This window comes from Martelella radicis (genome assembly GCF_014196625.1).
Taxonomy (GTDB): domain Bacteria; phylum Pseudomonadota; class Alphaproteobacteria; order Rhizobiales; family Rhizobiaceae; genus Martelella; species Martelella radicis.
The window spans coordinates 658,323-668,836 of record NZ_JACIDZ010000001.1; the positions used below are offsets into that span (position 1 = coordinate 658,323).

Consider the following 10,514-nt stretch of genomic DNA (forward strand, 5'->3'; position numbering starts at 1 on the left):
CCTTCAGGTGTTTGCCCGACCGACGCCGGGAAAGGCCCGGGTCGGCAGATCGCCATGGCCGAAGCGCTTGACGCAGCCCGATTGCAGAAGCTTGCTGCAGCGATCCTCCGACGCCGAAACCGCATTGCCTTTCGCATCAAAACAGGCGGAGCCCGCATAGGGGCATGTGGCCCTGGAATAGTCGAACGAACCGGTTTCCGGATCGAAGCGCCGATAGGTATGCGTGCAGGCGCTCTGGATGACCTGCCGGCCGGGGAGCTTTCGACCCTGTTGATCAATCGCGGCGGCCAAGGTCCACTCGATATAGACCCGGTTTTGGTTGGTCTTCTGCTCGATCCGATAGACATCGACCGGAAAATGCGCGTCCGGATCCGCATCTTCCATACCGTCGAGAAAGCGTCGAAAGGTGCGGATGCGCCGGAAGGTCGCGCCCACCAGGTCGCCGAATTCGTTGACCACGGCCGACAACACGCCGGAGACATTCGCGACCTTCAGCGTCGGGCGCGGCATCGTGCCCTGCGAGGACATCTCCCAGCCATCGGTCTCGATCGGCGTCGGCGCATAGACATTGCCGCAGAAGGACACCGGCGCTTCCTCGAAGGCCGATGACGTGAAGCGATAGATGCCGCCGCCGATGACGGAGGCATCAAGTTCATAGAGGTGGATGATATCATCGCTCACCAGCCCCTGCGCTGTCTGCGACAGGCCGTTTCCCGCCTGCTCGACAACCAGCATCGTGCCATAATGCGATCCCGTCATTTGACCAGCGCCACGATCTCGGAAGCTGTCGTGCCCGTCGCCAGCACCTTGTGGGCGGCGACCGGCAGAAGCGTGCCGCTCTGGCAGTGATAGACGGCCACGCCACCGCCCGCCTCGATCGCGACCGCACCGCCAAAGCCGACAAAGAGCGTCAGGACATCCTCCAGCACCGCATCATCGGATGGCGTCACCGCCTTGTGTCGGCGGGCCGGGGTGACGATCTCCACCGCTTCGCGGACCGCTTCCACCAGCGCTGCCGCTTCGGCTGAGAAGCCATGGCGCGGACTGATTGACCCGTCCGGATTGGTCTCGGCGGCAATCGGACGCTGGACACCCGTGGCGTCATAGACTTTCAGCTCCGTCATAGGTCGAAGACCCTTTCAATGGTCGCGTTGATCGTGTCATGGGCGCCGCCTGCCCCGGTTCTTGTCCAGGATTTGCAGCGATAAAGCCTTGCCTCCTTGTCGCGCGGCAGCTTCCATTCAAAAGCATGGAAACCGCGAAGCGACAGGAAGAAGCTTTCGATCCGATCGGCCTCGTCCAGCGTCAGGCCGGGCCACGTCGCATTGAAACTCACACCCGTTGTGTTAAGCCCGTCACCGCTGCGTTGACTGTAACCGTCGCCGAAGCGGCTCTCCAGCGTGCGCAGCTCGACCGACTTGGTGCTGGTGATCGCCGGGCATGCCGGCGGCTCGAACTTCTCGGCCATCAGAACGGCCCTCCTGCAAGCATGCCCCGCGCCCGGGCGTTTTCCTGAAGACGCCTGTCGACGACGGCGTCGATCTGTTTGCGGAATTCCTTCCCCATCGCCACGGCATCCTTCGGATCCGTGCTCTCCGGAACCGACACATTGATATCGCCAATGCTGACCGAGCTGATCATCGATCCCGAAGACAACGTTGAGCTGACCGCTCCAAGCCGGTGATTGGGAATGATCTCGCCGCCGCGCGGCAGTTTCAAAATCTCCGGCCCGCGCTCGCCAACCAGCGCCATGCCGCCCTGGGTGAAGTTCGTGCCCGTGGCATGGGTCGGCAGGAAGCCACTAAGCAGCCCGCCACCCAACAAACCGCCAAGCGGTCCGTCGCCGAAGAGCGCCGCCTGCGCTGCCGCCTCGATCAGCTTGTTGATCATGCTGTCGAGGGCGGCATTGCCGGTCTCGATTGCCGGTATCAGCGCCAGGAAGCTGTCGCGGGCCGTATCGCGGAAGAATTCGGCCGTATCGGCGGCGGCTTCCTGCTTGTACCTCTGTTCCTCGATCGCAAATGTCAGCTCCCGGATCGAGGCTTTTTCAGCGTCGGTCGCGGCCGTGCCGGCACGGCGGAGATTTTCGAAGACCTTCTTCTGGTCCGCCGTCATCTCGGTCATCCGCAGTTCGTCCTGCAGCGCCTGAATGAGTTTTTCGACAGCCTCGCGTTCGCGATCGACCGCAGTGGAAGCCGAGCCACCGCCGCCGGATTTGCCGTTGCTTCGCCGCGATGTCTTGGCCGCAAGCCGGGCCTCGGCCTGGGCCCGCACCATTTCCTTTGTCGGCGCGCCGCCCGCGTCCTCATAGAGCTTGCGGACGGTGGCCATTTCCTTTTCCAGCGCGAGCTGGTCCGAGGTCAGGTCGTTCTGCCGCTCCAGTTCCGCCGTCACCTCGCGGTTGGCGGCCATTTTCTGCTCATAGATTTCGCGGCCGGCATTATAGTCCGCGTAGTCGGCAGCCATGTCATAGCCGGTTGTCACATCGACGGGAGGGAGCGCTATTGTCCCATCGGCCATGGCGCCCATTTTGGCGCCGGCCTCGGCGGCACGCAGCCCCACCCGCGCATTCTGGATGGCTGTGCTCAGGTCCTGCATCTTGCCGATCAGGCCGCTGATCAGCCCGCCGATATCGACCAGCGCCCCTTTGACATTGGTGCCGATGATCAGCGCCATGGTTTCCCATTCGGCGTTGATGTCTTCCGCCTGTTGCAGAAGCTCGTCATCCATCACCGCGCCCATGTCCCGGGCCTCTTCCCGGGCATCCGCAATGCTCTGGCCGGTATCGTCCATAAGCCCAGCAAAATCCTCCGCAGCCGTGCCGCCGAAGATCTCGTCCAGAACCCGGATCTGCGCTGCCCTGTCGAGCTCGCGGATCTTGCCGATCAGCGTTTCGAACATCGCCGCCGGGTCTTCCAGCATGCGGGTGAGCTGCCGGGCGGAAAGGCCGAGACGCAGAAAAGACTCGGCAGCAGACCCACCACCAGTCTTGACGAATTCATCGGCGCGAAGCTGCATCTCTTTCAGGCCATCGGTCAAAGCGTTGAGCTCGATACGATTCTTGACCGCCGCATAGCGCAGTTCCTGGAACGCCTCGAAATCGACGCCGGCGGTCTTTGCCGCCTTGCCGAGATCCGCCACGGCGTCGACGGCCTTCTGCGTTTCGCTGACGATCACGCCGAGACCGAGGGAGGCGGCAAGGCCCGCCGGGCCGCCGCGCAATGCCCCGAAGATGCCATCCAGTCCTCCAATCTTCTTTTTGATCGAAAGGAACGAGCTTGCCGTGTCGTTGGCAGCGGTGCGCGCCTGCATCCGGACCCGGGTCATCGCGGTTCTGAATTCGCGATCATCGGCGCCGATCGTGACAGGAATATCCGGTCTGCTCATCTTCGCTCAGCCTTCTGACGAATGGATTTTTGGGGACCGTGATCCGCGACAATCTCGCGGATGCGGGTGCGGCTGACGGGTGAAGTCTGCGGGGACCGGCCCGTTACGCCGGCGATGGTCATGACAAGCTCGGAGGGCGTCGCCGCCCAGAAGGTGGCCGGCGTCCAGTGGATCCGCTCGGCGGAAACGGCAAGCTCGAACAGCGTCCTGACGTGATCGGCAATCAGGACGTCGTCCGAGGCTTTTTTCCGGTGACAGCCGCCTCCACGTCTTCCAGAGGCGAGGAGGTTTCGCGCAGCGCATTGCCGGCCTCGATATGAGCGGTCAGCGCCTGTTCGATGCCGATGCGCCAGCTTGCCTGGTCGGCAGCCGAGATGTTCTTGCCCGACAACACCCGGGCGGCAAGCGCGGCCCTGCCCTCGTCATCATCAGCAACGGCAAGGCAGCGGATCGCGCAGGAGACCGCGAAGGGTTCGAAACCGAGCAGGCGCTGATAGATCTCGTCCATCGTGCGCGCGCCGATGGCCTGCGACAGGTGCATCAGCCCGGCAAAGGTGACGGCGACAACGAAGCTCTCGCTACCGATCGTCACCGCCGCCTCGCCGCGCAGCTCATTGGCGAAGGCCATCATCAGGCAGCCGCCGCAAAGGCGACATCGCCATCGAAGACGCCGGAGAGATCGCAGGTCAGCTCGCCAGTCTTGTCGCCCTGGAAGTTCGCTGCGAGCACCCTCATAGAACCTTCAAACGTTCCAACGCTTGGAACGCTCACCTGATATTCAGCGCGCGCCTGGGCAAGAACGTCCTGCAGCACAAGCGCCTGCGTTGCCGAACTCACATAGGCGCCCGATCCCGACCAGCGCACGGACTGGACGCCGCCGATCGAGGAATAGTGCAGCACCCCGCCCGGATTGTCGCAGTCCGGCTTCGTCGTATCCACTTCCTCATTGTTGATGTTAAGCGAACGCTGCTCGACAACGCAGACGATCTCAAATTCTTCCGTCGCGTCGTTCCGGCGCTTGATGATCAGTTCGCGGCCCAGTGCCATGGCAAATTCCTTTCAGGAAGAAAAGCGCTCACCAGAGCGCAACGATGTTTCCGGCCGTGGTGCCGGTCTCTTTGACGCGGACGTAAACGCCCAGCACATAACCGATGGGATGGTTCTTCAGCGTCACTTCCGTGCCGCCCAGGGTCACGCCGCAAATGTCGCCCTCCGCGCCCAGATAGAGCGTCGAGGCCTGCGGCAGATCGGCATGGTCATCCGGCACGACAGGCGCGCCGAACCAGAAGGGCTGGTCGAGACCGCCCTCTTTGGAGGTGGGAATCATAAGAAACACTCCTTCTTCGTTGGCTTTCAGAGCCCCGAAAAACTTGACGTACCGAGAAGCGATTGGACGCGGTCAGAGACCGGGAATGGAGAACGCAAGACAATTCGACGCACTCGCCGCGATCAAGCCGACTTGACTCGCGATCGGTTCGGGGACACACATGCCCCATGAACAACACGCGTCTCCATCTTTGCACTCAGCGGGTTCGCCTCATCGTAGGCAAATAACCCCCGACCCGGTCGCGTCGCGCCCCGGTCGTGGGGCATAGGCAGTTTGCCACTGGGCGTTCATTTCGACCCACATTCAGCGACACAAGATCACAAACCGCAGAGACAACACTCGCACTCGCGAGGTTCATTATTGCTGGCTCGCTCAGCACGGAGATGCACTATGCCCGCCAACCAGAAGAGAAACCGCAAGCCGGCGATCGTATTAACGAAAACCGATCACAAGCGCCTGTCGCTTCTTGCCGAACGATTCGCCGACCAAAATGCAGAACTTGCTGATTTCCTTCTCAGTGAACTCGAGCGCGCCCGCATTGTTGAAGATGGGCGCATCGCAGCAGACGTGGTGCGAATGGACTCGTCCATTCGCTTCACGACGGATCTCAATGAAGACAGGCACGTCACGCTTGTTTACCCCGGAAAGGCCAATATCGCCGAAGGCAAAATCTCTGTTCTTACTCCAATAGGCTCCGCGCTGATCGGGCTCAAAGTCGGACAATCAATCGACTGGACGACGCGAGACGGCCGGGTTTGCCGGCTGACCGTAGAATCAGTCAGCCATATGCAGGACCAGACCGCCCTCTGAGCAACTCAGTCTCAGGATGGGCTGCACCTTGCCGTCCCGCGAGGACGCGTCTCACCAGAGGCGAACGGTCTGCTCCCTTGATCCCCACTCATTGACGCTCTTTCGAGCAAGGACAGAAATCCAGTGACTACCAAGCTTCATCTCGATCAGCCACGCAGCCGTGCGGAATTTACACAAGGCCTGATATGGGTCGCACTGAGCATGGCCGCCTTTATCGGAATGTCTGTCGGATCCCGCGAACTCGCGACGTCGCTCTCCATACGGCAGGTCCTGTTCTTCCGGGCTCTCGTCGGCTTGGGGATCATCATCGTCCTGGCAAGACAATTCCTGCCCGAATTAAGACAGGCAAAAATGGTCCGGCTACATATTGTGCGGAACGTCGTCCATTTCACAGGACAGTATTTCTGGACAATCGGCGTTGTGCTCCTGCCGCTGGCATCGGTCTTTGCGCTGGAATTTACGATGCCCATATGGGTTGCTTTCTTTGCCTGGCTATTCCTCAAGGAGAGGCTGACACGGCCGCGCATACTGGCCACGTTGGGCGGTTTCATTGGCGTACTGGTGATTGCTCGGCCCGGCCTTGGAATGATCGATCCGGCAGCCGGTCTCGTGCTGCTGGCCGCAGCATTCTACGCTTTGGCTCTCATCTGCGTGAAAGAGCTGACGCGCGAGTGCTCTCCCGGTGTGATTGTCGTATGGATGATTCTTATCCAGCTGCCGCTGGGTTTTATTGCCGCTCTGACAGACTGGCATCCAGTCAGTGTAGCCGATGTGCCATGGATGCTGCTTGCTGGTGTCGGTGCGCTCAGCGCTCATTTCTGCCAGGCGCAAGCGCTCAAAAGGCTCGAAGCATCCGTTGTAATTCCGATCGACTTTCTTCGCGTGCCGCTCGCGGCAATCGTTGGTTACTACGCTTACGGCGAAGCCATCGACCTTTGGGTATTCCTGGGCGGGGCGATAATTCTTCTCTCCAACTATCAGGCCGTACTCAGGGAGCGCAGCAGATATAGCAAGCCGTAGTCCATGCGCATGATCGGCAATATGGCCGACTTCCGGGTTCTTGGCTCGACAAGCTTTCAGAGGCTATGCTTCGATTTGACGATCAGCAAAGGGCATTGAAAGACCGTGGACGCATATGGACATCTGAGAATCCTCGTCAGCCTCATTCTGGGGCTGGCAATCACGCGCGTCTTGTCAGGATTGGCCCGCCGGCTCCAGGAGCCCATTAAGACCGATCGCCGGCATGCGCAGATCATCTGGTCGTTCGTTCTCCTCTTGAGCGCTGTTCACTTCTGGTGGTGGGAGTTTGCGCTTCGCTTCATCGATCACTGGAACTTCTGGATCTATGTCTTCATTCTTTCGTATGCCTCGCTGTTCTTCCTGATGTCGACATTGCTTTACCCCGACCACATTCATGAACATGCGGACCGCGAAGATTTCTTCATTCGAAGGCGACACGCGTTTTTCGCTCTCTTCGCGATCTCGTTCGCGTTCGATCTGATCGATACGTTAATCAAAGGGCGAGATCACCTTGCAGCGCTTGGCATCTGGTACGGCGTTCGCCTCCTCGCCGGGGCTGCAATAGCGTTAATTGCGATGAAAACAGAAGATAGTCGCAAGCTCACGTGGCTAGGTCTGATTTGGCTTGCAGGCAGCATCGTCTGGATAACGACCCTTTACGGTGGCCTGGACTGAGAAACGCGCTTCAAAGCGCGCCAGCCCCCGGATCCCCCGCCACGATCTTGTACTCCGCCACAAAGGTCAGGGCCCCGACCCCAAGCGCGATCCCGGTTGCCCGATCAATGAAACTTCGGCTTTCCGAAAGCGTCAGTTCGATCACCAGCCCGTCGAGCTTGATCGCCTGCCCGAGCGCGGTCTCGACCAGAACGGCAATACGGTCAAATTCGATATCCGGCTCCTCGGCCTTGAAATGCGCGATCACGTCGATCGGCAGACGTCGGTCATAACCGACCTCCCCGTTCGGTCCAGCGCAGGGCCGGACTTCCGCCGTTTCCTGATGCTCGGCCCAGGTGATGGTCAGCGCCGGCAGCAGGCTTTCGCGAATGGCGCTGGTGCGCGCCCGTTTCACCTTGCCCTCGCCGGCAAACTCCGGAATGGCGGAAAGCCGGGCGAGGATCGCATCGAAGATTTGCGTTCGGAGATGCGGCATCAGATATCACCTCGCAGCCAGATTTTTAGCATGGCGCGGCCGTCATCGGTGACGTTGCGGATGCCGTAGGTCGTGCCGTCGATCGTGACGCTGTCGCGCTCGCCTTCGAGCTCATCAAGCCCGGCCGCTGGCACCGAAAGCACATGGGTGATCGCCTCGACATCCTGCCGGCCGAATTCATCGGCAAGCTCGAGCTCGCGCTTCTGCCGCAGAATGCCGCGCACCGGATCCGCTAGCACGGCGCCGGCAATGGTGAAGCGGCAATCGACATTGCCGAACGTGCCGGCGAAGGCCTCGCCCATGCCGGCAAAGATCGCCGGCCGCTCGATCTTCATGTCTTGTCCTTCGCCGTGTCGTCGTCGGCCGCCGCCTGAAGCTTCTTCAGTTCGTCGGCCAGCGTGGCATTGTCCTCGGAAAGCTGATCGCGTTCTTCGGTGACGGCCTCCAGCTTTTCGGTCAGTTCGGCGAGGTCCTCGCCGCCATCGGTCTTCGCAGCCAGCGCATCGCGTTCTTTGGTCAGGGCCGCAACACGATCGGCGAGAGCATCCCGCTCTTCCGTCAGCGCGGTGATGCGTTTGTCGACTGCCGTGTCGGCCTCTTTGCGCCATTTGCCAAACACGCTCTCAAGATTGTCGGCATCGGCCTCGCTCAGACCGTTCTTCGAGACCGGCACATCCTCGCCGGGCGCATAGGTCTTGCCGCCGATTTTCACCGTTGTATTGAACTTTCTCGTTGTAGCCATTGTTTTTGCTCCATAATTTTCTGACTGAGGTGGGCGGCTTTACGCCGCCCGGTCCTGATCAGCGCACGAGCGCAAACAGGCTGGCATTCGGTTCTGGTGCGATCGGCAGAGGTGCTGCCTGCGTCTGCAGGATGGTGCGCGAGGGGTTTTTCTCCCGCCACATGTCGGGGAAGCGCTCCATCGGCACCAGCGCCTGGTCATCGAGAATGGCGCCATAGCCAAAGTGGCCCATGAAGCCCTGCGGATCGAGAATGCCCACACCATAGCTCGGCCAGAAATTGCGCTTGACGCCGCCGGCGGTATAGCCCTGCGAATACTGCAGAAAGGTGATCTCGCCGATCTGGCCGAGCACCGCCGAATATTTGCCTTCGGCGCCCGTCGAGACCGGGCCGAACTCCATGGAGCCGGAGGCCTGCCGGCGATTGTCGAGAAGCTTCTGGAAGCGCTCGGACCGCTTCAGCAACGTTGCCGCCCCCGGGCCAAGCGTCACCTCGCGCGCGGTAAAGCCATCGGTGATCGCCAGAAGGTCGATCCAGTCCTCGATATCGTCATACGGGTCGACGCCGCTTTCGCCCCAGCGGGCAGCGCCCGAAAGCGCGATGGTCAGTTCTGCGGCGCGCTGATAGTTGACCGTCTGGGTCGGATAGTTCTCACCCTCGACAATCACCCGGCCCGTGCGCAGGACTTCCGAACACATCAATTCCTCGCGCCGTGTGATGCGCATGTCCTGATCATCGAGGATCTGGGCGATATTGTAGGCATAGCGCTGCTCAGGCGAGACCGCGCCGGAAAGCTGTTCGCCGGGCATGCGGATGAGATTGCCGGACGGGCGAAGCGTGTTCTGCGGCTTCACATAGGCCGGTTTCAGGCTGGTCGCCGTAAAGCCGCGATTGGCCGCATCCTTGCCCGGCACGTCCGGATGGACGAAGGGGGCAAGCTCGCGATCGGGCAGGATCCGATCGAAGACGATCTCCTCCTGTTCGGAGAGAACCGTGGTGGAGAAGTAGCGGTTGCGCAGAAAGGCTTCCGGCCGGTCGCGCGGCGGCAGAACCGTCACCAGTTCCGCCGTATTGAGAAGAAGGTCGCTCATGGCATTGATTTCCTGTTTGTTTCAGGGATGACGGGAAGGGCTCAGTCGAGCCTGCGCACGAAGAGGGCGGCCCCCTTGCGGCGGAAGGCCTGGTCGACGCTTGCCGCATCATGCCCGGCGCCAAGGCTGAGCTTTGCGGCATCGACAGCCGCGCCAAAATAGGCCTGCGCCTCGACATCGCCGCCCGACGCATCGACATCGAAAGCAAGAATGCAGGCGGGCTCTTCCGAGCCATCATTGGCGGCAGCGAGCGACAGCACATGCTTGCTGTTCGCCGTGATCTCGCCAAGCACCGCGCCGCGCTTCAGGTCCTGGCCGCCCGCGATGGTGACGGTGCGGGTGACGACCGGAACGTCGCCGACGATCAGGTCATTGGGGGCAAAGCTTGCCGTTTCCATGGTCTCACTCTCCGGTGTTACGGCGGCCATGCCGCGCATTGATGGCGCCGCCGACAGCTGCCAGCAGCGATTTGCGTTCAGACTGCGCAGAAGGTGCGCCGCCGGCGCCCAGCTTCGGGGTCTTGCCCGCCATGCGACCGGCAAGGCGATTGCCGTCCGTTGAAGCCGAGGGCGTCGAGGCATTGAGGATCGCGCTCGCCTCTTTCGCCGAATAGGCCGTCGAGAACGCGAGATGACCGGCAAGCTCGGCATTGGCCGAGGCCTTCGGATGCATCAGGATCGCCTGGATCCGGGAGCGTTCATCGGCGCGGGCCGAGGCGGTCGCCGAGACAGGTTTTTCGTCTTCTCCCTCGGGATCGTCGCTTTTGGGATTATCACCGGGCGCGCCCTTGCCTTCGGCGTCCGGATCGGGATCATCCGCCTCGGCCTCGGGGTCCTTTTTCCCGTTTTCGAGTTCGTCTTCCGGGTTTTCCTTTTCCGGATCGTCTTCCATCCGGTTTCCGGCCCTGCCGCCGCGCATGGCAGCGAGCACGCTTGCGGACAGGCCGCGCGTGACATTCGACATATCGATTTCCTTTTGGTTGATCGTT

General features: G+C 61.3%; 17 protein-coding genes. 3 read left to right on the plus strand and 14 right to left on the minus strand.

The features are described from left to right. Positions 1–3: 3 nt before the first annotated feature. Genes GGR30_RS02955 through GGR30_RS02985 form a run of 8 tightly spaced genes read right to left on the minus strand, consistent with a single transcriptional unit; the run spans position 4 to position 4,714 of the window. On the minus strand, positions 4–759 hold the full coding sequence (locus tag GGR30_RS02955; protein ID WP_183482348.1) for a phage minor tail protein L: 756 nt from the start codon (positions 757–759) through the stop codon (positions 4–6). Further along, positions 756–1,124 (minus strand): spike base protein, RCAP_Rcc01079 family, encoded by a 369-nt coding sequence (locus GGR30_RS02960; RefSeq protein ID WP_183482351.1) that lies wholly within the window; start codon positions 1,122–1,124, stop codon positions 756–758. Before GGR30_RS02960 ends, GGR30_RS02955 begins: the two co-directional genes overlap by 4 nt. Beyond that, the gene (locus tag GGR30_RS02965) at positions 1,121–1,468 is read right to left on the minus strand and encodes a phage tail protein (RefSeq protein ID WP_183482354.1); all 348 of its coding nucleotides are present in this window, start codon (positions 1,466–1,468) and stop codon (positions 1,121–1,123) included. Before GGR30_RS02965 ends, GGR30_RS02960 begins: the two co-directional genes overlap by 4 nt. Continuing rightward, positions 1,468–3,387 (minus strand): phage tail tape measure protein, encoded by a 1,920-nt coding sequence (locus GGR30_RS02970; RefSeq protein ID WP_183482357.1) that lies wholly within the window; start codon positions 3,385–3,387, stop codon positions 1,468–1,470. The genes GGR30_RS02965 and GGR30_RS02970 overlap by 1 nt, the downstream gene beginning before the upstream one ends. Continuing rightward, positions 3,384–3,614 (minus strand): phage tail assembly chaperone, encoded by a 231-nt coding sequence (locus tag GGR30_RS23735; RefSeq protein WP_425488334.1) that lies wholly within the window; start codon positions 3,612–3,614, stop codon positions 3,384–3,386. The genes GGR30_RS02970 and GGR30_RS23735 overlap by 4 nt, the downstream gene beginning before the upstream one ends. Beyond that, positions 3,611–4,018 (minus strand): hypothetical protein, encoded by a 408-nt coding sequence (locus GGR30_RS23295; protein WP_246413510.1) that lies wholly within the window; start codon positions 4,016–4,018, stop codon positions 3,611–3,613. Before GGR30_RS23295 ends, GGR30_RS23735 begins: the two co-directional genes overlap by 4 nt. After that, the gene (locus tag GGR30_RS02980) at positions 4,018–4,434 is read right to left on the minus strand and encodes a phage tail tube protein (protein ID WP_183482360.1); all 417 of its coding nucleotides are present in this window, start codon (positions 4,432–4,434) and stop codon (positions 4,018–4,020) included. Before GGR30_RS02980 ends, GGR30_RS23295 begins: the two co-directional genes overlap by 1 nt. A 28-nt stretch (positions 4,435–4,462) precedes the next feature. After that, positions 4,463–4,714, minus strand: coding sequence for a spike base protein, RCAP_Rcc01079 family (locus tag GGR30_RS02985; protein ID WP_183482362.1), 252 nt, complete (start codon positions 4,712–4,714; stop codon positions 4,463–4,465). 390 nt (positions 4,715–5,104) lie between these two features. Here GGR30_RS02985 and rnk point away from each other — a divergent pair, with 390 nt between their 5' ends. The 3 genes from rnk (at position 5,105) to GGR30_RS03000 (ending at position 7,219) form a co-directional block, all read left to right on the plus strand. Then, positions 5,105–5,524 (plus strand): nucleoside diphosphate kinase regulator, encoded by a 420-nt coding sequence (gene rnk, locus GGR30_RS02990; RefSeq protein WP_183482365.1) that lies wholly within the window; start codon positions 5,105–5,107, stop codon positions 5,522–5,524. A gap of 123 nt (positions 5,525–5,647) precedes the next feature. Further along, positions 5,648–6,544 (plus strand): DMT family transporter, encoded by an 897-nt coding sequence (locus GGR30_RS02995; RefSeq protein WP_343066459.1) that lies wholly within the window; start codon positions 5,648–5,650, stop codon positions 6,542–6,544. 105 nt (positions 6,545–6,649) lie between these two features. Beyond that, positions 6,650–7,219, plus strand: coding sequence for a hypothetical protein (locus GGR30_RS03000; RefSeq protein ID WP_183482368.1), 570 nt, complete (start codon positions 6,650–6,652; stop codon positions 7,217–7,219). Positions 7,220–7,229: 10 nt separating this feature from the next. Here the strand turns inward: GGR30_RS03000 and GGR30_RS03005 are convergent, their stop codons facing one another. From GGR30_RS03005 to GGR30_RS03030, 6 genes are read right to left on the minus strand one after another with little or no spacing between them, the layout of a single operon-like run. After that, positions 7,230–7,694 (minus strand): hypothetical protein, encoded by a 465-nt coding sequence (locus GGR30_RS03005; RefSeq protein WP_183482370.1) that lies wholly within the window; start codon positions 7,692–7,694, stop codon positions 7,230–7,232. Beyond that, entirely contained in the window at positions 7,694–8,029 is a 336-nt protein-coding gene (locus GGR30_RS03010) for a head-tail joining protein (RefSeq protein ID WP_183482373.1), read from the minus strand. The genes GGR30_RS03005 and GGR30_RS03010 overlap by 1 nt, the downstream gene beginning before the upstream one ends. Beyond that, on the minus strand, positions 8,026–8,436 hold the full coding sequence (locus GGR30_RS03015) for a hypothetical protein (RefSeq protein ID WP_183482377.1): 411 nt from the start codon (positions 8,434–8,436) through the stop codon (positions 8,026–8,028). Before GGR30_RS03015 ends, GGR30_RS03010 begins: the two co-directional genes overlap by 4 nt. A gap of 58 nt (positions 8,437–8,494) precedes the next feature. Beyond that, on the minus strand, positions 8,495–9,526 hold the full coding sequence (locus GGR30_RS03020; protein ID WP_183482379.1) for a major capsid protein: 1,032 nt from the start codon (positions 9,524–9,526) through the stop codon (positions 8,495–8,497). 41 nt (positions 9,527–9,567) lie between these two features. Continuing rightward, a complete protein-coding gene (locus GGR30_RS03025) occupies positions 9,568–9,924 on the minus strand; it encodes a head decoration protein (protein ID WP_183482382.1) in 357 nt (118 codons plus the stop codon). Positions 9,925–9,928: 4 nt separating this feature from the next. Further along, positions 9,929–10,489 carry a hypothetical protein gene (locus GGR30_RS03030; protein WP_183482385.1) on the minus strand — a complete coding sequence of 187 codons (561 nt, stop codon included), beginning with the start codon at positions 10,487–10,489 and terminating at the stop codon, positions 9,929–9,931. Positions 10,490–10,514 lie beyond the last annotated feature (25 nt).